General features: G+C 58.1%; 15 protein-coding genes. 10 read left to right on the top strand and 5 right to left on the bottom strand.

What is annotated here, in order from left to right:
• Window positions 1-893 precede the first annotated feature (893 nt).
• The 10 genes from ACWGS9_RS31695 (at window position 894) to ACWGS9_RS31650 (ending at window position 13,613) form a co-directional block, all read left to right on the top strand.
• Window positions 894-1,502 (top strand): UPF0262 family protein, encoded by a 609-nt coding sequence (locus ACWGS9_RS31695; protein WP_454508938.1) that lies wholly within the window; start codon window positions 894-896, stop codon window positions 1,500-1,502.
• A 140-nt stretch (window positions 1,503-1,642) separates the two neighbouring features.
• Complete coding sequence (locus ACWGS9_RS31690) at window positions 1,643-2,998, top strand: Glu/Leu/Phe/Val family dehydrogenase (protein ID WP_454508939.1); 1,356 nt, start codon at window positions 1,643-1,645, stop codon at window positions 2,996-2,998.
• A gap of 864 nt (window positions 2,999-3,862) precedes the next feature.
• Complete coding sequence (locus ACWGS9_RS31685) at window positions 3,863-5,260, top strand: NAD(P)/FAD-dependent oxidoreductase (protein WP_454508937.1); 1,398 nt, start codon at window positions 3,863-3,865, stop codon at window positions 5,258-5,260.
• Window positions 5,261-5,292: 32 nt separating this feature from the next.
• A complete protein-coding gene (locus ACWGS9_RS31680; RefSeq protein WP_454508936.1) occupies window positions 5,293-6,177 on the top strand; it encodes a dihydrodipicolinate synthase family protein in 885 nt (294 codons plus the stop codon).
• Window positions 6,178-6,216: 39 nt separating this feature from the next.
• Window positions 6,217-6,969, top strand: a complete 753-nt coding sequence (locus ACWGS9_RS31675; RefSeq protein ID WP_454508935.1) for a class II aldolase/adducin family protein — start codon at window positions 6,217-6,219, stop codon at window positions 6,967-6,969.
• Window positions 6,970-6,983: 14 nt separating this feature from the next.
• The gene (locus ACWGS9_RS31670; RefSeq protein WP_454508934.1) at window positions 6,984-8,495 is read left to right on the top strand and encodes an aldehyde dehydrogenase; all 1,512 of its coding nucleotides are present in this window, start codon (window positions 6,984-6,986) and stop codon (window positions 8,493-8,495) included.
• A 3-nt stretch (window positions 8,496-8,498) separates the two neighbouring features.
• Entirely contained in the window at window positions 8,499-9,512 is a 1,014-nt protein-coding gene (locus ACWGS9_RS31665; RefSeq protein WP_454508933.1) for an alcohol dehydrogenase catalytic domain-containing protein, read from the top strand.
• A gap of 12 nt (window positions 9,513-9,524) precedes the next feature.
• Window positions 9,525-11,972 carry a GcvT family protein gene (locus tag ACWGS9_RS31660; RefSeq protein WP_454508932.1) on the top strand — a complete coding sequence of 816 codons (2,448 nt, stop codon included), beginning with the start codon at window positions 9,525-9,527 and terminating at the stop codon, window positions 11,970-11,972.
• 37 nt (window positions 11,973-12,009) lie between these two features.
• On the top strand, window positions 12,010-12,792 hold the full coding sequence (locus ACWGS9_RS31655; protein ID WP_454508931.1) for an SDR family NAD(P)-dependent oxidoreductase: 783 nt from the start codon (window positions 12,010-12,012) through the stop codon (window positions 12,790-12,792).
• An 11-nt stretch (window positions 12,793-12,803) separates the two neighbouring features.
• Window positions 12,804-13,613, top strand: coding sequence for an SDR family NAD(P)-dependent oxidoreductase (locus ACWGS9_RS31650; protein WP_454508930.1), 810 nt, complete (start codon window positions 12,804-12,806; stop codon window positions 13,611-13,613).
• A 576-nt stretch (window positions 13,614-14,189) separates the two neighbouring features.
• On the opposite strand, the gene ACWGS9_RS31645 is transcribed toward ACWGS9_RS31650, so the two are convergent.
• The 5 genes from ACWGS9_RS31645 to ACWGS9_RS31625 all read right to left on the bottom strand — a co-directional run.
• The gene (locus ACWGS9_RS31645) at window positions 14,190-15,842 is read right to left on the bottom strand and encodes an ABC transporter substrate-binding protein (RefSeq protein WP_454508929.1); all 1,653 of its coding nucleotides are present in this window, start codon (window positions 15,840-15,842) and stop codon (window positions 14,190-14,192) included.
• Window positions 15,843-16,616: 774 nt separating this feature from the next.
• Entirely contained in the window at window positions 16,617-18,761 is a 2,145-nt protein-coding gene (locus ACWGS9_RS31640; RefSeq protein ID WP_454508928.1) for a dipeptide ABC transporter ATP-binding protein, read from the bottom strand.
• A gap of 12 nt (window positions 18,762-18,773) precedes the next feature.
• Complete coding sequence (locus ACWGS9_RS31635; RefSeq protein ID WP_454508927.1) at window positions 18,774-19,973, bottom strand: ABC transporter permease; 1,200 nt, start codon at window positions 19,971-19,973, stop codon at window positions 18,774-18,776.
• Between the two features lie 9 nt (window positions 19,974-19,982).
• A complete protein-coding gene (locus ACWGS9_RS31630; protein ID WP_454508926.1) occupies window positions 19,983-21,020 on the bottom strand; it encodes an ABC transporter permease in 1,038 nt (345 codons plus the stop codon).
• A partial coding sequence (locus ACWGS9_RS31625) for a hypothetical protein (protein WP_454508925.1) occupies window positions 21,020-21,323 on the bottom strand: 304 nt, incomplete at its 5' end. The genes ACWGS9_RS31625 and ACWGS9_RS31630, both read right to left, overlap by 1 nt.

Here is a 21,323-nt window from a genome sequence, read left to right as displayed (position 1 = left end):
TGTGCCTGCTCATCGCCGCGCTTCAATGCCAGCCGAAACCACGCGCCGCCTGACGCGCTTCATTGTTCACGGGCGACAACCTAACTCGCAGATTTAACATTGATACCTCAAAAGCGTAACACTTCAACCAACAAGCCAAAGGCCAAATCGATGATAACAGTCATGCCACTTGTCGGCACAGCCTCCGTTGCGGCGTTCCTCCAGCGGATCAGATTCGACTATCCGCACGTTAGTTTGTGGCCCGTCAGCGCAATTGGCGCGGTAGGAATTCTGTCGCAGCTGTTCGACCGCATTCGTGCTCGCCTGGAGAGAACCGGAGGGGTGGCGAAGGATTTGGAAGATAGTGGTGAAAGAAGGTTGAGGCCAGGTGCTGAAGACGTTCCCGCTCACCGCGCATGCATCCTGTACGCCGCGTGGTAGCGGACCAACATTCGGGCCGGTAACGATCTCAATGTTCGCAGTCTGCTTGCCTTGATGCAGACCCTCTAAGGCGCAAGCCTCAAACGTCAGCAAGTCAAAGGTGGTTCCCGCCTTACGGTGAGCACCGTCCGGGGCTCTTCCGCTGGCTTCAGCACGGCCAAACCCCGGGCGGCGAGCCATTATCCCCGGGTCTCAGCTTCCCGAGCATGTCGAATTTATGCCGCCCCGGTGCGAGAGCATCAGCGCGCAATTCTCATGGTGCAAATAGTCATCTGCCTAGCGTCTCCGCTGCTTTCGAAGCGGCATCAGAACAGCTTGTCACATAAATTCATCCTATACCGACCCAGCGTCTTTTCCCACTTACCGCGTTCGAAATGTTGGCTTAAATCCGGTGTGCATCAGCACCTTGGGAATGCTGGCATAGTCCACGGTCTTTACCCCGACCCGTTGGTTCCGACTGTAAGGGCCACGCTTTGAAACTAGACGATAGCATCGGCGGCAATAATCAACTGAAGGGCGGACCGTCGCATAACGCATCTACGGAGCGGTTCGGGCTGGGCCTGACACAGGCGAATCGGGGCAGCGCGGAGAAGGCGAGTTCATCTTTATGTGAGGTGTTGCTTCGGGGCCCGTTCAGCCGCAACGAACACGTCGAGCGGGAGCGTGCTCTTGCCGTCGCCCATCTGATTCAGAGCAATGTTTTTGTCCCGGTCGGCCATGATCGCGGGCCATACCGGCTGCATCTCGCGCTGCACGGCGAGGAACTTACTTTCCAGATCGCGACCGAAAGGCGCGTTAACGTGACTAACCATAATATTTCCCTCATCCCGATGAACAAGTTTCTCAAGCATTACGTCGTCACCTGCGAGAACTATTACGACGCGATGCCGCGCGCGGGTATTGCGTCGCTTGCAAAGATTGATGTGGCCCGCTGGGCCCTTCGCGACGAGGGCGCCGAGTTCCTGAAGAGGCGGCTCGCCGACAAGTTGGTTATCGATAGCGACACCGCCCGACAGCTGTTCACGCTGGTCTATGTCCTGTTCATGCGAAATACACCCGCTCAAGGGTTGGCGTCGGAATGAAACGCGCAGTGGACGAAGGCAGTATTTGCTTAGCGAGTGCAAGCGATCTCTTATTAAATCACGGAGCACCTATGGATGCCTTGGCCCCAAATCCCGCGTCAAGCTTTCTGGCGAGCATCGATCTGAATTTTCGAGCTGCCATGCCGTTCCTCGATCTGCCGGAGGGACTTGCTGAGCGTATCATACAGTGCAACTCGACCTACACGGTCCGCTTCGGCGTGAGGTTGCGCGGCAGAATGTACAGCTTTGTCGGATGGCGCTCGGTCCACAGCGAACACTGTGAGCCGGTCAAGGGGGGCATTCGCTACACGCCAGACGCTGATGCCGAAGAGGTAGAAGCGCTCGCAGCCCTGATGACGCTCAAATGTGCGCTGGTTGACGTGCCCTTCGGAGGGTCGAAAGGCGCGCTCAAGATCGATCCACGCGAGTGGACGCCCCAAGAGCTGGAACGCATCACCCGCCGGTTCACCCAGGAGTTGAACAAACGTGGCCTGATCGGACCCGGTCTCAACGTGCCTGCGCCTGACGTGGGGACAAGCGAGCGCGAGATGGCCTGGATCGTTGATGAGTTCCGCCGCGCCAATCCCACTGATGTTGTCAACGCCCGCGCTTGCGTGACAGGCAAACCGCTCTCCAAGGGGGGCATCGCCGGACGCACGGAGGCCACGGGCCGCGGCGTGCAGTTCGCCATCCAAAGCTATCTCCGCGATTCGCGTACCCCGGGTATCTGTGGGCGGCGCGACCTGAGGGGAGCAAGTGTCGTTGTCCAGGGCTTCGGCAATGTGGGCTACCACTCCGCCAAGTTTCTATCTGAAGACGATGGAGCGCGGATCGTATTGGTTGCCGAACGCGATGGATTTGTTTCCAACCCGGAAGGAGTTCGCGTCGAAGCGCTGAAGCAGCATCAGGCGAGCACTGGCAGCATTCTCGGATTTGAAGGCGCCAAATCCTTCGCGGGCGACATGAGTGGCATTGAGGAGGAATGCGATATCCTTATTCCCGCCGCGATGGAGAATGCCATTCACATCGAAAACGCTGAGCGTATCAAGGCCCGCCTCGTTGTGGAAGCTGCCAATGGCCCCGTTACTTTCCAAGCCGACCGAATTCTGCGCTCTCGTGGTGCGACAATCCTACCCGATCTTTATGTCAATGCGGGCGGCGTTGTGGTGAGTTATTTCGAATGGGTGAAAAACCTGACTCACATACCATTCGGCTTGATGGAGAGGCGGCGGCGCGAGCGGCGAAATCACACGATTGCCACAGCGCTCGAGCGTATGACTGGCAAGACATTCCCCGCCGACATGCGCGAGGAATTTTTGGAGGGTGGCGCCGAGATTGACCTGGTTCGCTCCGGCCTTGAGGACGTAATGCGAAGCGCGTGGTCCAATATCGCGGATCTCCTTGCGGCGCAGCCGGAACTTGGTGACTACAGGACGGCTGCTTACATTGCCGCCATTCGAAGGATCGCTGCCGCTTATGAGGCTATAGGTATTTGAGAGCGGTCTCTAGCACATGCTTTGTGGTCCACAGTCGATAATTGCCGCAGCCGTCCGGTTGATAGGCCATGATTCTTGAGCGGCTGACCCTGCCGGCGCGACCTCCCCGCCGGCAGGGTGCTTTTTGCTTTTTGTCAAACATCTGACGCACCGAACAGTTGAACCGGTCGGCGAGCCCGTAGCGGTTGGAACCAAGGTTTCCATAGCTATAGTTGATCGCCCTTCGTCGGTGCGAGCCTCTCGCATGGCAATCGCACCCGAGAAGGCGAACTGACCTGGACCGAGTTCTAGTGCAAAGCACGCAAGTCGTGACCTCGCGGCGACGCACCCCGAGAATCCCGCTTACCACGACCCGCATAGCAACCTCCCCGTGATGCCGCTCCCCTTCCTGGCGAAGCGTTTGTAACATGGACGACCAGCTACCGGAACGGTCGTCCCGGCCTTGATTGGCACCGCCCTCGTGCAGAACTGACGCGGCAATCAAAGCCGCGAGTGATGATCACGCCGCACCAAAGGAACGTAGCCAGGGTCAACGCTGGCAGGAATACTGCACGTTCCGATTCCATCAGCTTCCCCGAAGCAGCACCGCGCAGCGGATGCACTTAACGCCCTTGATCCAGCGATAAAGCGCGCGGCGATGTCTTAGGTCCGTTCGAAAACGGCGAGGCGAGTATCCGCTCCGTGCGGACCCGCGTGGCAATCCACGGAAGCGCACCGATGATACATAAATTGTCTCTATAGCAGCGGCAAAATAATGACGGCATAAGACCTGAGTTTTGACCTCTCCAAATGCCGAAAATAATTATACGGTGACCTTCTCTAGCTAGGCGTCCGCCACTGCGGGCGACAAAGGCGTCACCAAGTATGTTTGATATAGAACGTTTTGCCATGGCTCTTCCTGAGACCAACCCTCAAGATGCTTCATCTTTGTCCACGAGGACGGTCAAAGTTAGCAACTTGCCCTCAGAACTCACCGTCAGTGGGTGGTTTGCGAATTTGCAGGATGTAAATCTCGCTGCTCCGCTGTCCGGTCGGGTCGACGCTGATTGGGTTGTAGTGGGTGGCGGATGGTTCGGAACCAACGCGGCCAGGCGCATAGCAGAGCTTCGTCGCCAGGATTCGGTTCTGCTGGTGGATGCAGTCGAAATCGGCAACAACGCGGCCGGGCGCTGCGCCGGCTACGCGATCGATCTTGCGCACAACCCCCGCAACGCGAATTTTGTCGAAGATGAAAAGGGCAACATCGAGGAGCGCGACATCAACCTGGAGGGCATAGCCTACCTGCGGGATGCCGTAGAAACGCATGGCATCAAATGCGATTGGAGCCCTGAAGGAAAGACACACTCGGCCGTGACGGCAAGAGGCGAGGCTTGTCTTGCAACCTTTGCTCAAGCACTCGACCGGATCGGGGCAGAATATCAATGGTACGACGCCGGCCAGATGAAAGACATGGTTGGCAGCTCGTACTACACGAAAGGCTTGCATACCCCCGGCACTGTCCTGCTGCAGCCAGCAGCCTTGCTCCGCGGCATCGCAGCCAATCTCGGAGACAACGCGAAAGTCTATGAAAAGACGCCAATCCTTGAGGTCGCGTACGGCTCCCCACGCCATGTCCTGCGGACTGCGAATGGAGAGATCCATGCCAAGAACATCATCCTGGCCAATAACGGGTTCATCTCACAGTTTGGATTCTACGAGAATAGCGCCATCCCTGTTTACACCTACGCGAGCATGACCCGCCCTTTGACGGCCGCCGAAACCGCCAGAATCGGTGGTCGCAATACCTTTGGCCTGATCCCAGCTGAGAGCTTCGGTACCACGGTGCGCCGGACGGTCGACAACAGGCTTTTCATACGGAACATCTACGATTACGCCGACGGCTTCCATACCACGGCAACCCAGATCGCCCGCGCCAAACGCAGTCATCAGAAATCGTTCGATCGCCGCTTTCCTGAGATTTCTTCGATCGGGTTCCAATACACCTGGGGCGGCGCTCTCAGTCTGGCGCAGAACGGCGGCTTCGTTTTCGGCCAACTGAGTGACCGGGTTTTCGGAGCGGGCTTTTGCAACGGCACCGGCGTCTCCCGGGGCGCAATCTTTGGAAAGGCTGTAGCCGAGCTTGCCTGTGGTCAGGACAGTAAGTCCATCCGTATTCTGCAGAATAAGGCGAGGCCGAGCCCGGCATACCCAAAGTTCATCACATCGCTCGGAGTCCGATATTCGACGAGATTTCGGCTCTGGAGAGCCGGACGTGAAGTATAGCCTCCGCTAAAGCAAATTCAGGAGTTACGAACATGGCTAATCTGCGAGGGATCAACCTGGCGATGCAGACCCCCTTCCATAAGGACGGGTCGATCGATTTCGCGCGCTGGGACAGGCTGCTCGACCAGTATCTGGAAACCGGGATGCACGGCTTCGTGCTGAGCTCTGGCACAGGGCAGCATGCCTATCTCACAGAGGAAGAATGCAACAAGCTGTTTGCGACGGGCGTAAAGCGTATCGACGGGCGTGCAGCGATCACGGCTCAGACCTCTGCGCTGAACCTGCAGGAAGTGATCCGTCGCTCCAAGGCCGCTCAAGATGCCGGCGTGGATGCGCTGATGATTCTGCCGCCCTTTTTCGAGGGCCCGAAGCATGATGATGGCATTTTCGCTTTCTATGAAGCGGTCTGCAAGCAAGTGTCGATCGACGTCATCGGTTACAATATCCCCGGAGCTACGGGGATCGAACTCACTCCCAAGCTCTATACCCGCCTGCTGCAGTTGGACAATTTCAAATTCATCAAAGACAGCTCGGGCGATCTATGCAAGCAGCAGGCGCTGTTGGCATGCGGCGGCAAGATCCTCAACGGCGCCGATCCGAACGCACCATTCTCCTTCATGTTGGGCACAGCGGGTACGATTTGGGGCTGCGCCAATATCTTCCCGAGCGAGGCAGTCCAGCTCTTCAACCTTATCGACAGCGGCAACCACGCCGAAGGCCTAAAGCTGTGGCAATCAATGTTCCCGATCGTTGCGTACTGCTGGCAGAACGACTACATCCCAGCCGTGAAGGCGGCATCTCGCCAGGCCGGCTTTGATGGCGGCACTGTTCGCGCGCCCGTCTGCGAGGTCGGCCCAGACGAAGAGGTAAAAATCGAAGCCGCTCTCAAGCCGCTGCAGTTGGCGAGGGCAGCCTAGCCGAACGAGCCAGCACGACGCTGTCAGTCTGGAACCCCGATGATGAATAGCCAAGAAGCTCGCTTGCGCAACGACCTTGCCGCAGCGTTTCGCTGGACCGCGCGCCTCGGTTTGCACGAAGCGACTGCGAACCATTTTTCGGTCGCCCTCGATGAGCAGGGCGCCCGGTTTCTCATGAACCCGAACATGGCGCATTTCTCACAGATCAAGGCGCGCGATTTGCTCCTGCTCAGTTCGGCCGCGAATGAGGAGCCGAGAGGTCCTGACGCGCCCGACCGCACAGCGTGGGAATTGCATTCATACCTTCATCGGAACATCTCGCGGGCGCAATGTATTCTGCACACCCACATGCCCTACGCGACGGCCTGGAGCTGCCTGGAAGATCCGGAGATCCTGCCTATCTGCCAGAATACGGCGCGGTTTTATGGCAACGTAGCCTACGACAAAGACTACGGCGGAATGTTCGTCGATTCGGATGAGCCGGCGCGCGTCGCCGGATTCCTCGGTGACAAGGACGTCGTGCTCCTTGGCGGACACGGGGTGATGGTGGTAGGTCCCAGCGTTGCGGATGCCTTCGATACGCTCTATCACCTCGAACGCGCCTGCATGAATCTCGTGCTCGCCCATTCCACCGGAAAGCAAATCAAGCGCCTTCCGCATGAAGTAGCTGCTAAGACGGCGAGCCAGTGGCGAGAATACCAGGGATTCTCCGAAGGGCACTTTCGCGCTCTCATTTCGATACTCGACAAGGAAGACCCGGGCTATCGGCTGCAGCCCGCTGTCGCTGCCTGAGAATTGGAATTTCCATGACAAGTTTTACTCGTGACGATGCCCTCTCGATCGCTGCTGCGCTAAGGCTGCCTTCACGTCCCTTTATCGGTGGCGATTACCGCAACACCACGGCCGGAAGATCATTCAAAAGCGTCAACCCGGCCACTGGTGAAGTTCTTGCGGAAATCGAGGGCTGCAGCCCATCCGACGTGGATGCCGCTGTGGCGGTCGCGAAAGCCACGTTCGAGTCCGGCGAGTGGTCACAGAAACACCCGTCCGACCGCAAGGCCGTGTTGGTGCGTTTTGCGGAGCTGATCAACAAGAACCTGCAGGAACTCGCGGTTCTGGAAAGCTTGGATTCGGGCAAGCCTATTACCGACTGCTTGACGGTCGACGTGCCGTTTACGGCGAGCACGATCGCTTGGCACGCTGAAGCCCAGGACAAGCTGTTCTCCAGGATCGCGTCGACCGACAGCAATGCGCTGGGGATGATCCTACGCGAGCCGCTAGGTGTGGTCGGCCTCGTGCTTCCTTGGAACTTCCCGATGCTCATGGCTGGCTGGAAACTGGGTCCGGCATTGGCGACCGGGAACTCCGTAGTGTTGAAGCCGTCGCAGATGACGACGTTGACCGCGTTGCGCGTGGCCGAGTTGGCGGTCGAGGCAGGGGTCCCTGCCGGCGTCATGAACGTCGTGACCGGATCGGGTGAGGTCGGGGAGGCGCTCGGCCTTCACCGAGACGTCCGGATCATTTCGTTCACTGGTTCCACGGAAGTCGGGCGGATCTTCCTTGATTACTCCCGGCGCTCGAATCTCAAGCGGATCGTGCTGGAGCTGGGCGGAAAGAACCCCGCAGTTGTGTTGGCCGACGCGCCAAACCTCGACTTTGTGGCCGAGCAGCAGGCCTTCTCCATTTTGACCAACATGGGCCAGAACTGTGCCTCCAACAGCCGTCTGATCGTGCACAAGGCCATAAGGGACGAATTGGCCGAGAAGATCGTCGCCGCTTGCAGGAACTGGAAACTGGGCGATCCTCTGGAGCCGTCCACTCAGCTCGGCCCAGTGGTGGGTGCAAACCATTGCAACAACATCAAGAAGTATCTCGAGAAGGGGCGCACCGAGGGTGCGAAACTCGCCTGCGGTGGCAATCAGCTGGATCGGCCAGGCTATTTCATCGAGGCAACGGTCTTCGACCGTGTCGAGCCCGATATGACCATCTACCGCGAGGAGATCTTTGGCCCCGTCCTGACCATCACGGAGGCGCGCGACGACGACCACGCAATCGAGTTGGCCAACGATACAGAATATGGTTTGACGGCGTCGCTTTACACCACGGACGTGGGCAAGGCTCACAAGCTTTCACGGCGGCTGAACGCGGGTACCGTCTCTGTGAACTGCTACTCCGAAGGTGAAATCTCAACCCCGTTCGGCGGCTTCAAGCAGTCCGGCTTCGGGGGACGCGACAATGGTTTGGAGGCGCATGAGCAGTACACGGAGGTGAAGACCGTCTGGATGAACCTGGCGGCGCCGGCCCGGCCCGGAGTGTAGACGATGAAATCGGTTCGCGTGGTCGAAGGGAACGCGCAGTTCGTCGTGCAGGACATCGAACGTCCGGCGCTCGCTGCGGGCGCTGTGCGCGTTCGGATCCAGGCAGCTTTCTTGCCGCCCTATTTCGAGCATTTGCCTTCAGGGAGCTGGGAGACGCCTCCGCGACCCTTCACTCCCGGTCAGTGCGCAATTGGCGTCGTCGAGGAAACAGCCGATCCGGACTGCGCCTTGCGTCGCGGTCAGTCAGTGTATTGCGACATGTACATCGAAGGTCCCGGGCCCGAGGCCGACCATGGGTTCATAGGCTGCTTCGGGCTGGCGCCGGGCGCCAGCCGGCATCTCGCCAAATGGCCGAATGGCACCTTCACCGAGGAGTTCGTCGGTCCGGAACATTGCTTTACACCCATTCCCGACGGAGTGGGCACGTCGCCGGAAATTCTGTGTCGGCTCGGATGGTTCGCAACCGCGCTGGCTGGCTTCAGGCGAGGGGGCTTCCAGCCTGGTGGAGTCGTCGCAATCAACGGTGCCGCGGGTCTGCTCGGCACATCCGCTGCTGTCGTGGCGTTGGCCATCGGAGCTGCCCAAGTGCGCCTTGTGGGGCGCAGGACTTCTGTACTTCAGCAAGTCGCTGCTCTGGACAGGCGCATCGTGGTAGAGGGCCCGAATGATCAGTCCCCGCTGGACTTCGTCATCGACTGCGCCGGCGGCGACAACGCCTCGTCATCGGTGGCCCTGTCGGAACGGCTGCGTCGGTTCGGGAATATCGCGTTTGTCGGTGCCCTGACCGCGCGTGCAGCGTTCAACACAAGCCTGTTGATGCGCAACAGCAACAGCGTGGTGGGCTCGTTCTGGTTCCCTCACGAGTTAGCCGCGGACATGCTGGCACTAATCGCCGCGGGCGCGATCGATCTGTCGGCTTTCCGCGCTGAAACTTTCGATACCGATCAAATCGTGGCCGCGATGGAGCACAGCGTCCAGCACTCTGGCGGGCTGGTTCATGTCGCGTTGAAACCTTGAACGAGAGTAAAGATGTCCACTCTTCCCGAAGAAGTACAGGTAGTCATTATCGGCGGCGGAATTGGCGGCGCGTCGATCGCGTACCACTTGGCCAAGCGCGGCGTGTCCGATGTTCTCCTGTTGGAGCGTGACCGGCTGACATGCGGCACGACCTGGCATGCGGCAGGCCTGGTCGGCACGCTTTGGCCCACCAAGAACATGACCCAGCTCGGCGCCTATTCGCACCGCCTCTACCAGGAGCTTGAAGCGGAGACCGGGCAGGCGACCGGGTACAAGCGGAACGGGTCGATCTCGCTTGCGCAGACCACCGCGCGGCTTGAGGAATTGACGCGCACCGCCGAGATGGCACGTGTGTTTGGCGTTGAGGTCGAGGTGGTCGGGCCAAAAACGCTTGGAGAATTGTATCCCGGCATCGACACCAGCGGTCTGGTCGGCGGGCTCCATTTGCCGAAGGACGGCCAGACCAATCCGATTGATGTCACCATGGCGCTGGTCAAGGGTGCGCGCATGAATGGCGCTACTGTCCGCGAAGGCGTAACCGTCACCAGGATCTTGACGGACGGCGGCGAGGCGACAGGCGTCGAGACCAACCAAGGCACGATCCGCGCACGGAAGGTGGTTCTGACCGGCGGTATGTGGTCGCGTGACCTGGCCAAGCAGGTCGGAGTGGTGCTCCCGTTGTTCGCCTGCGAGCACTACTATGTCGTGACCGAGCCAGTTCCAGATTTGCCCAGCAAGCTGCCGATCATGCGGGATCTGGACCATGGCGTCTATTTCAAAGAAGACGCGGGCAAGCTCCTGATCGGCTTCTTCGAGGACAACGCCAATCCGCTGCCGATGTCCAAGGTGCCTGCTGATTTCGCCTTCGGCCAACTGCCATACGAGATCGATCATTTCGAGAAGTATCTCGAGAGAGCCATGATCAGGTATCCGGTGCTGGAGAAAATCGGAATTTCGACCTTCTTCAATGGTCCGGAGAGCTTCACCACCGACAATCAGCACCTGATGGGCGAAGCGCCGCTTCTTAAGAATTTCTTTGTCGCTTGTGGCTTCAACAGCCGTGGTATCGGGGGCGCCGGCGGTATTGGCAAAGTGATGGCTGAATGGATCGACCTTGGCTATCCACCTGTGGACGTGTGGGAAAGCGATTGCCGCCGCGCCATGCCGTTCCAGGGCGACGAGACCTATCTGGAAAACCGCGTAGCCGAGGCGCTCGAGCGTTCCTACGCCATGCACTGGCCCTACTATCAGTATCGCTCGAGCCGAGGCATTCGCAAATCGCCTTTCTACGACCGTCTCGTTGAGCTGGGCGCGGTACATGGCGAGGTCGCAGGCTGGGAGCGTCCGAATTGGTATGCGCCGAAGGGCGTCAAGCCGGAATATGAGTATAGCTACGGCCGCCAGAATTGGTTCCCGTACGCCGCAGAGGAGCACATCAACGTTCGCGAGAACGTCGGTTTCTACGATCTGACTTCCCTCGCCAAGTTCAAAGTAACGGGTCGCGATGCGGAGACTCTGCTGCAGCGCCTTTGCTGCGCCGACGTCGCGGTGTCGGTTGGCAAGCTGGTTTATACCCAGTGGTTGAACGAACGAGGTGGGATCGAGGCCGATCTCACAGTGGTCAAGATGGGAGAGGACGAATTCATGATCGCCACTCCCTGCGGCAGCCATGTGAAGGACTGGTCCTGGCTGCTGACGCATGTCGTGAAAGAGGAAAATGTCGAAGTCACCGATATCACCGATGATTTCGGAGTGATCGCGCTCCAGGGCCCGAACGCACGCACGGTCTTCCAATCCATGACAGAAGAAGACCTTTCCAATGAGCATTTCACCTTTGGAACCGGGTGCTGGATGATCGCCGGCGGAGTTCGCCTTTGGGCGCAGCGGATTTCCTTTGTCGGCGAGCTCGGCTGGGAGATTTACATTCCGGTCCACGATGCGTTGGCTTTCCTCGACGCGCTTCTGGAAGCGGGGAAAAGCTTCGACCTGCGTCCTGCCGGGATGCATGCGGTGGACGCTTTGCGCATGGAGAAGGGCTTCCGCCACTGGGGCCACGACATCGTTTACGAGGACAATCTGATTGATGCCGGTTTGGCCTTCACAGCCAAACCGAGCAAGAACACGCCCTTCATTGGACGCGACGCGTTTATGGACCAGAAGTATGCCGGGATCGGAAGGAAGCGGATGGTCTGCTTCATTCTGGAGAACTCGGAGCCGCTGCTTTTCCACAACGAGCCGATCCTCATGAATGGCAAGCCGGTCGGCTATCTGACGTCCGGTAATTATGCGCACCACCTGGGTGCGGCAATTGGCATGGGCTATGTGAGCGCTGACGAGGCCGTCACAGCCGAATTTATCGCCAGGGGCAAATTTGCGATCCAGGTCAACGGGCGCGCTGAGCCAGCGAAGGCCAGCCTTAAGCCATTCTATGACCCGACGTCAGAGCGCATGCGCGCCTGAGGCCCTTAAGAAATTCAGGAACTTGGAGCATCGTTGTATGGAAAACCAATTCTCACTTGACGGAAAAGTCGTGCTCATCACTGGGTCCACGCGCGGGCTTGGTTGGGCGTCGGCCCAAGCTGCTGCAGATGCTGGTGCAACAGTGGTACTGCACGGGCGCAGCGAAGCTGCTGGGAAGGCGCGAAAAGAAGAACTTCAGGCGAGAGGCCTCAAAGCCGACTACTTGGCTTTCGAAATGGCCGATCGCGACGCTGTCACTGCTGCAATCCCAACGATCATCCAGCGCCACGGCAGCATCTGGGGGCTAGTCAACAACGCAGGCATGCTTCTGCACAATGCCATCTGGGACGAAACCGCCGATACTTACGAGCGAATGATGGCGGTCCACATGGTTGCTCCGTTCTTGCTGACACAAGCGGCAGCCGCTGAGATGAGAAAGGTGGATGCGGCGGATCGAGGCCGCATCATAAATATCTCATCGATCGCCTTCTCCAGTCCGCGCGCCGGAATTTGCAACTACACGTCGGCCAAAGGGGCGATCGTAGGATTCACCAGGGCCGCATCAGCTGAACTTGGATCGTTCGGGATCAGGGTCAACGCGATCGCCCCCGGGTATTTCGTAACCGAGATCAACAAGGAAAGGCTCGCGGACGAGGCCTTTGCGAACAAGATCAAGGTGCGCACACCCGCGGCGCGTTGGGGCGACCCGGCAGAGCTGGGTGGGCCAACTGTATTTCTCCTTTCCAACGCCTCGTCCTACGTCAACGGCCAGCTGCTATTTGTCGACGGCGGCATGAGCCATTTCCTTCACAGCGTTTGAGGAGAACAACAATGGCTGGTCGTCTTGATGGTAAGGCAGTACTCGTCACCGGCGCGGGGTCCATGGGCCCTGGGTGGGGCAACGGAAAGGCTGCTGCCGTGCTCTTCGCGCGCGAAGGCGCCAGGGTTTTGGCAGCGGACCTCAACAAAGATGCTGCGAAGCAGACCGCAGAGATTATCCGGGGCGAGGGCGGCCACGCGGAAATCTTCGTAGGAAACGTAACCGACGAGCAGTCGGTCGAAGCCATGATAGCAGCATGCGTCAAAGCATTCGGCAGTCTGGATGTATTGCACAACAACGTCGGCATTCTAAAAGCGGGAAGTCCAGAAAATACTACAGTTGAGGACTGGGACCGAATACTTGAAATCAATACAAAGGCTTTTTTCTTACCTTGTAAGCACGCGTTGCCACAGATGCTCAAGCAGGGATCTGGCTCGATCATCAATATCTCGTCAATCTCCGGCTTCCGCAATCTCGGCACACCCTACATCGCCTATAATACCTCAAAAGGAGCCGTCGTATCGTTCACCCGAAACCTTGCGGCGACCTATGCCGATAAGGGAATACGCGCAAACTCAATCCTCCCGGGAATTATCGACACGCCGATGGCGAGGGACGCGACCATTCAGACAAGCGGCAAGTCCGAGGCTGAGATTGACTTTGAGGCTTTGGCTAAGGCACGTGCCGCGCGCGTTCCCATGAGACGAACCGGCACGGCGTGGGATATCGCGCGGACCGCTCTATTCCTGGCAAGCGACGATTCGGCTTACATCACTGGGTCGGAGATTTACGTGGATGGAGGTTTGAACTGCGTCGCATAGCCCGACAGCCGGTGAATCCTCGATTAGGCAGACGCGCATCGGATCCTGCGAATTCGGATGCTTTGCATCTGCCGACTCGCGCACGGAGGCGTTGTTGGTGGGCAAGTTTGGATTTTGTCTGGCGCGAAAGGATGTTTGGTGAGGTGGTTTCCGTGCGATGCCCCGAGGGCTATGCATCCACCGTTGCGCGGCAACCCCATGACCGGGCACATCGAGTCTGGCGGTCCGCGAACCGCGGCCCGGTGACCGCCGCCGTTACTACGCAGACATCGCCCTCGTTATCCCGGCCATTCGCGAACTCCACTACGTCAGCCGCTATGATGACCCGCAGTAATCGCCGCCGCCGCCCCGACTAACGGCTGGACCCCCATACACGCATCAGGCGACTTCGGGAAAGGTGTCGGTGCACCGCTTACCAGGGGCGTCAGCGGAACGCTTCTGACGTCGCTTGGGGAGAGCCAGCGGCATGGCCTACGTGAACCATCCCGCCACTCTGGCTGGTCTGAACTTCGAACTCTGCGAGCCGATGTTAGTTATCGATAGGGTTCACAACGGCCCGACTATCACCTCTTTCGCTCAGGCTGCTTGGTCGAGCCAGACCTTGCCCAGGTCGATCTCGAACATAGGGTGCATCGCGTAGCCTTTTACTCGCTTAGTTGAGTGATTTACCAAAGTAAGCCAGTAAGGCTGAGTGATAATGCCGGAATCCTGTAGGAGCGATTCAAGGTCATGCATCAGTGCCTTTCGCTTGTCTGGATCGGGCACCATCAACGCCTTATCCAGTTTCTTATCGAACTCCGGATTCGACCACCCGGTCTCATTCCACACTGCTCCGGTTCGGTAGGCAAGTGCCAGCACCTGGACCCCGAGCGGGCGCGCGTTCCAGTCTGTTGCCGAGAGTGGATATTTCATCCAGTTCTCCCAGAACGTGCTATCGGGGACGATCGTGCGTTTTACCTTGAACCCGGCGTCGTGCAACTGCGCAGCCATAGCGTCGGCGCTGGCCTTGAGCCAATCTGCGTCGCTACTGAATAGCTCATGTTCGAATTCCATCTGACCGGCTTCGACCATCAGCCGCCGGGCGGCTTCGACGTCGCGCTTCTTTTCTGGTAGCGGAAAGTATTCAGGGTGTAGCGGCCCCACGTGGCAATCCACCGCAACAGTGCCGTATCCATTCTGGGCGGTTTGTAGAATAGTTTTGTTATCGATGGCCAACTGCAATGCCTTGCGCACCCGTTGGTCATCATAAGGCTTATTCGTAACCTGTGTGCGGCATATGATCGTTTCCGTTGTCTGGGCCTCAGATTTCACCAAACCGATCTTGTCAAAAACGGGGACATAGTTCGCGAACGTCTGCTCGTTGGCATCAATTTCGCCTGACTCGAAAGCACTCTGAATGGTGGAAGGGTCGCTGCCATAGTCAATGAACTGCACCTCGTCGAGATGAGCTTCGCCGCCCCACCAGTTTCCGGTTGTTCTACGCCTTAGGAGTGCCTTTTGGCCGACGTCCCACGACACCAGCTCAAATGGCCCCGTTCCCACAGGGAATTTGATGATGTCCGATCCATGCTTTTCGAAGTCACGATGCACAATCAATGCAGGATAATCAGCGAACCCTGGGATGATCGTGATGTCCGATCTTGGTAACTTGAGCTTAACCGTATGCTCGTCAATTTTCGTGATCGCACCCTCGATGGCTCTTCCTGTCTTGTCATCAACGAGTGCCGCCATATGCGCGGACATCGAATTTCCAGACACGTCCTTTTCGCACCAACGCAGAAGGTTAAATACAACGTCGCCGGCGTTGAATTCGTCCCCGTTGTTCCATTTTACGCCTTGCCGAACATGTAGTGTGTATTCAGTGGCGTCCTCGTTGATATCCCAGCTTTCCAGTAGCCTCGGCTCAAAAGTGTGCTCTGCTGTGTACTTCACCAGCGGTTCTAAGAACTGACGACAGATGTTGGAGATTTCGGAATAGTCGCTTGTCCGTGGATCCTTAGGCCCGTAAATGGGCATCGCTATTCGCAACGTTCCGCCCTTCTTAGGTGTTTCTTCAGCATATGCGGGCGCGGCTGCGCCAAGCATTGAGTATGCCATAGCCGTAGAAGCACCAAATATTGAAGCAAGCGCCAGAAATTCCCGTCTGTCCATCCGGCCTTTTCTGGCCTCCTCGGCGAGACTGTCGAGGGCCTTCGGCATCGGGCTACCGTGTTTCGTTGCACTCTCCATTTTAACCTCCCATTTTTGGCCTTTGTAGAAGTCACGCTAGCTAAAGCAAGCCGAACGTTGCTAGCGTGGGCTGCGCCGACTGGAGAGATGCTGCATAGTTCCCGACAGGCACATCCGCATTGTCCTTGGAATAGCCCATGTGTTGGATGCCTCGTAGACCGAAAAGAAAGCGCCTGATATAAGCGCAACTTATGTCGAACGAGTTCAGCTTTTACGCCAGGCTGTCCTGGAAACCTGGCGTGCCCGAGACACCCACGGCGACGTTCTGAGCATTTGACATATTGGTCCGATTACGTCGGACCCGAAGATAATTCCGACTCGTCGCCTTGCCCGATTGTTGCCGTCTGATCAGCAAGCAGTATTCGGAGGTATGGAGGCCGAGCTGGACTGCCTGCTCCGGTCATCACCGCGACTGCTGAGCTGCCCTTTTTAAGCGCTTGCAATCCCACCTTCGAATTCGATGATTGCTCCCACCAAACGCGCTCACGGAAGCTTGTGCAGGCGTATATCAAACTCCATGCACGAGCACGAGCGCGGGGAAATGAGGTCAGTCCTTGACGCTGGTGATGCCGCAGCGCCGGTAAAGTAGTCTTTGGTGTGGGGTCGCTACGCAGCCCTCGCTGTCGGCGGCAGCGCATGCATGGGGCGGTCATTCACCTTCGTAGGACCCCCCTATGGCGTGGAGGGTAGACGGTAGACGTTGGCCGGACCTGCGCTTTCCACTTGCGCATTTGCCCGTGGAGTGCTGCGCCCTAGTGCCTTCACGTGCTGGCGCTATCGTCGACCTGTTTGCCCAGGCTGTTCTTTATCTGGCCCGTGCGAAGTGAAACTTACCACTGGCTCCTGTCTAGCGAGTTGTTCGTCGCTGAGCCAGCAAAGGCTGCGATGATCACTGCCGAGATCCCTCAGAGGCGGCAACTCCGTTTCGCAGCGGTTCTCGGGGACAAATCTTTTCCACCGACAGCGCGTCTGGAACGGACAGCCGGGCGGCGGATTCATCGCAGAGGGAATGTCGCCTTCGAGCACGATGCGCTTTTTGACCGCGCTGGTGTCGGCGATCGGGATCGCCGACAGAAGCGCTTCTGTATAGGGGTGGTAAGGCGGCGAAAAGATCTGGTCCGTCGTGCCCTGTTCGACGATGTGACCAAGGTACATGACCACGACCCGGTCAGCTATGTAGCGCACCACGGACAGATCGTGGCTGATGAACAGCATCGTCGTCTTGTTCTTCCGTTGGATGTCCATCAACAGCTCGGTCACCGCAGCCTGCACCGAGACGTCGAGCGCCGAGACTGGCTCGTCGGCGACCACCACCTTGGCGCCGCCGGCGAAGGCTCGCGCTATACCGATGCGCTGCTTCTGCCCGCCGGAAAGCTGGCGCGGCTTGCGTATCTCGAAGGCCCGCGGCAGCTTTACCAGGTCAAGCAGTTCCAGCATCCGCTTGCGCCGGTCAGCAACAGTCTTTCCGACCTCGAACTTCTCCAGGGTGCGGATGATCTGCGCGCCGACTGAATGGCTGGGGTTGAGCGTATCGAATGGGTTCTGGAACACCATCTGGATCGACGACACGGTGTCGACGCTGCGGCTCTCGATGCGCGTCGACTGGATTTGTCTTTCGCAAAGCTTCACGGTGCCAGCGCTTGCGGTTTCGAGCCCAAGCAGCACCTTGGCCAGCGTGGACTTGCCGCAGCCCGACTCCCCGACAATAGCGACAGTCTCGGACTGCCTTGCCTCGAAGCTGATATTCTCGTTGGCCTTGACTGTGCGTACTGCCCCGCCGCGGAAAATCGAGTTCGCCGCGACGTGGTAGTATTTCTTCAAGCTGCCAACCTTAAGCACCGGCGCGCCGGGCTCGACGCGCTCGTTGACCTTCTTGGCGCCAGGAGGGAGCGCTTCCCAGTCGATCTCGTTGAAGCGCACGCAGCGCGAGAAATGGCCTTCATGGCCCTCGACCGGAACCATGGGAATTTCCGCAGCGTTGCAGAGGCCCTCGACGAAATGGTGGCAGCGCGGGCCGAAATTGCACCCTTTCGGTCGCTCATGCGGCAACGACAGCTGCCCGGGGATCGAGATCAACGGCCGCGAATTCTTGTCGGCCCCCGGCAGCGGGATCGAACGGAACAGCCCTTGCGTATAGGGGTGGCGCATCCGGTCGAACACATCTTTGATCTTGCCGGTCTCCACGGCCTCGCCGGAATACATCACGGTGATGCGATCGCAGGTCTCAAGAATCAGGCCGAGATTGTGCGACACGAAGATCATCGAGGTGCCGAAGCGCTTACCGAGATCCTTCACCAGGTCAATGATGCCCGCCTCGACGGTCACGTCGAGAGCAGTTGTGGGCTCGTCCAGGAGGAGAAGTGCCGGTTTCGAGAGCAACGCCATGGCTATCACTATGCGCTGCTGCTGACCGCCGGAAAGCTGATGCGGATAGGAGCGCATTATGCGTTCCGGATCGGGGAGGCGGACTGCCTTCAGCATTTCAAGGGAGCGGCGGTATGCCTCCTGTTTTGAGACCCTTTCGTGCAGGACCGGCACTTCCATCAGCTGCTCGCCGACCTTCAACGCAGGGTTCAGGCTGGCCATCGGCTCCTGATACACCATGGCTATCTTGTGTCCGCGGATCGCACGCAGCTCCGCGTCAGACATGTCACCCATGTCCCTGCCTTGGAATTTGATGCGGCCCCCAACAATCCTCCCGAGCCCGGGAAGGTCGCGCATGATACCTAGCGAAACCGTAGACTTGCCGCAGCCCGATTCCCCGACGATTCCCATGGACTCGCCAGCCATCACGGTGCAGGAAAAGTCCATGACGGCAGGAATCTCGCCACTCTTGGTAAAGAAAGAGATAGACAGGTTCTCGATCTCGATGATCGGCTGGGCGCTTGCGACGGTCGTCAGTTTGACAGCTTCGTTCATATAGGCGGCCTCTCAATCTTTGAGCGATTCTTCGCGAAGTGCGTCAGCTAAAAGGTTCAGGCCGAGCACAAAGGACATGAGCGCGATCGCCGGAGGGAGTGCCGGATGGATATAAGCGCGCAACAGCCGGCTAGCATCCTTGATTGCGGTCCCCCAGTCAGGACTGTCGGGCGGAACGCCCAGCCCGAAATAGCCCAGCGTTCCGAGCAGGATCGTAGTGTAGCCGACGCGCAAGCAAGCATCGACGATCAGCGGGCCTCGAGCATTTGGCAGGATTTCCCAAATCATTATGTACCAAGCGCTCTCACCGCGCGTCTGGGCAGCTGCGATGTAATCGCGCGTTTTGATGTCCATGACGAGGCCGCGCACGATACGAAACACGCTGGGCGACGACCCGAGCACCACGCCTATAAAAATGTTGAGGTAATTCGCACTAACGTGCATCACGCCAACCGGATCGGCGTCAAATATCACGCCCGCATAGATCCAGGCACCAATGATAATGGTAGCCCCGATAAACAGGTAATAACGCTCCGGGCGGCTTTTGAATCGAGTGTGGAATAGAGTCAAAAAGAATATGATTGGGATCAAAAAGATCACCGCCGCGAACGACCTCGCAATTGAGACCCCAATGCCGGTCGCCTCGCTGAACCAATTGTCGAACGACAACTCCCGAACGTCCGGCGTCACCAGCAGGTAAAAGAGCAAGATGACAGGGAACGCCAACAAGAGATTAACGAAGAAGGATAAAACAGAATCGACGCGGCCCCCGTAATATCCGGCGGGCAACCCGAGGCCGATCCCAGCAATTAGTGCAAAGGCTGTAGCTGAGGGCGCAATCGACATCACAATTCGGCTCCCGTAAACCATACGACTGAACACGTCCCGCGCGAGCGTGTCACCGCCAAAATAGTAAACTCCGCTGCCGTCAGGGACGATGGTTCCCGGGAGCGCTCCCTTCATGACCGCAACCTGACTGATGGGATCGAAGGGCGCGATGATAGGAGCGAAGATGGCTGTCGATACCCAGAAAAGGCAGATAACAATGCCAGAAAGTCCGACGCCCGTGTTAAACAGGTCGCCGTAGAGCCCAAGCTGTTTACGGAAGCCGACGCTGAACGCGAGCAAGACAGTCATAGCGATCCAGACCGGCCAGAAGCGCCCCAGGACGGCTACGGCCACATCGAGCCAACCAATAATCTCAAGCTGCACTGTCGCCTCCTACTGCACGCGAATGCGCGGGTTGAGATAAACGTAGCCGATATCGGATATGAGCTGAGTCAACAGCACGACTATCACCGACACCAACGAGCAGCCTAGCAGGAGGTCGATGTCATTGTTGGCCGCCGCTTCGTTCAATATGAAGCCGAAGCCTTGATAGCGAAACATAGTTTCCACCACCACCACGCCGGTGAGCAGCCACGGGAACTGAAGCATGATTACCGTGAAAGGTGTGATCAGTGCATTGCGCAATGCGTGTTTGACCACCACTCGAGGAAAGGAGAGACCCTTCAATCGCGCCGTGCGGATGTATTGCTGGGTCATTACTTCGACCATCGACGCTCGCGTCATGCGGGCGATGTAGCCGATGTCTGCGATAGCCATTGTCATCACAGGCAATGTGAAATTGTAGAATGTAAGGCCTTGTCCGGTTGCCGAAGCGGCTGAGCCGTTCAACCATCCGAGCCAAGAAGCAAAGATCACTGTGAATAGGACGCCCGAGACATATTCGGGTGTAGCTGTCGTGACGATCGATAGGACAGAAAGCGTCCTGTCCGTTGGGGTTCCCTCGCGCATGCCGGCAAGGATGCCCATCAGCAATGAAATTGGGATGACTGTCGCCAGCGCCCAGAACATCAGCTTACTTGTAGCTGCCAGGGCCGGCACAATTTTTGCGGAAACGGCGCTTCGGAATTTGGTCGAACAGCCGAAATCGCCTTGGAGCACGCCGGAAAACTGGCGAGTCGTCGGTCCGTTGCAAAACCCAAATTTCGACGTCGGCTTGCCCGTGGTAGGATCGACGCTGGGGTCCTTGGGCCAGAGGCCGATCCATTCGGCGTAGCGCTTGAAGAAGGGCTCGCGATAGCCATTTGCCTGAAGCCAGTTTTCTACGTCCACGGCGCTGGCTCGATTGTTGGTCTGGTTCAGCGCTAGCTTCTTCAGATTCGGTTCCAGGTTGACCATGTAGAAGACGATCAGCGTCAAACTGACCATAGTCAGCGTCATCACACCAAGACGACGCAGAATAAAACTATGCATTAGGTCCTCATCAACACTGACACCTGTACCCGGGCCAACCTCAACCTCAACCGTGATTTTAAAGCTAATTGGAACAGCCGGCTAAAGGCTTGTTCGGCATATTGCCGCAACATCGCATCAGCTTCATCTTTGAATAGGCCATGCAGCAGCGACCCCGTAGACGGAAAAGATCGCATTTGATATAGACCTGCTTCATGTCCAAGCTTCGCAGTTTTGTGCCCTCGACCCATTCCCTGTTTGTTTTCGAAGCGGCTGCCCGTACCTTGAGTTTCAAGAGGGCGGCGAGCGAGCTCAATGTCACGC

The organism is Mesorhizobium sp. Arg314, assembly GCF_053714275.1.
This window is presented reverse-complemented; position numbering and strand designations above follow the sequence as displayed.

Excerpts from the sequence above, each read along its gene's own strand:
- ACWGS9_RS31690 (WP_454508939.1), top strand. The coding sequence starts at position 1,643 with ATGCCGTTCCTCGATCTGCCGGAGGGACTTGCTGAGCGTATCATACAG.
- ACWGS9_RS31685 (WP_454508937.1), top strand. The coding sequence starts at position 3,863 with ATGTTTGATATAGAACGTTTTGCCATGGCTCTTCCTGAGACCAACCCT.
- ACWGS9_RS31680 (WP_454508936.1), top strand. The coding sequence starts at position 5,293 with ATGGCTAATCTGCGAGGGATCAACCTGGCGATGCAGACCCCCTTCCAT.
- ACWGS9_RS31675 (WP_454508935.1), top strand. The coding sequence starts at position 6,217 with ATGATGAATAGCCAAGAAGCTCGCTTGCGCAACGACCTTGCCGCAGCG.
- ACWGS9_RS31670 (WP_454508934.1), top strand. The coding sequence starts at position 6,984 with ATGACAAGTTTTACTCGTGACGATGCCCTCTCGATCGCTGCTGCGCTA.
- ACWGS9_RS31665 (WP_454508933.1), top strand. The coding sequence starts at position 8,499 with ATGAAATCGGTTCGCGTGGTCGAAGGGAACGCGCAGTTCGTCGTGCAG.
- ACWGS9_RS31660 (WP_454508932.1), top strand. The coding sequence starts at position 9,525 with ATGTCCACTCTTCCCGAAGAAGTACAGGTAGTCATTATCGGCGGCGGA.
- ACWGS9_RS31655 (WP_454508931.1), top strand. The coding sequence starts at position 12,010 with ATGGAAAACCAATTCTCACTTGACGGAAAAGTCGTGCTCATCACTGGG.
- ACWGS9_RS31650 (WP_454508930.1), top strand. The coding sequence starts at position 12,804 with ATGGCTGGTCGTCTTGATGGTAAGGCAGTACTCGTCACCGGCGCGGGG.
- ACWGS9_RS31645 (WP_454508929.1), bottom strand. The coding sequence starts at position 15,842 with ATGGAGAGTGCAACGAAACACGGTAGCCCGATGCCGAAGGCCCTCGAC.
- ACWGS9_RS31640 (WP_454508928.1), bottom strand. The coding sequence starts at position 18,761 with ATGAACGAAGCTGTCAAACTGACGACCGTCGCAAGCGCCCAGCCGATC.
- ACWGS9_RS31630 (WP_454508926.1), bottom strand. The coding sequence starts at position 21,020 with ATGCATAGTTTTATTCTGCGTCGTCTTGGTGTGATGACGCTGACTATG.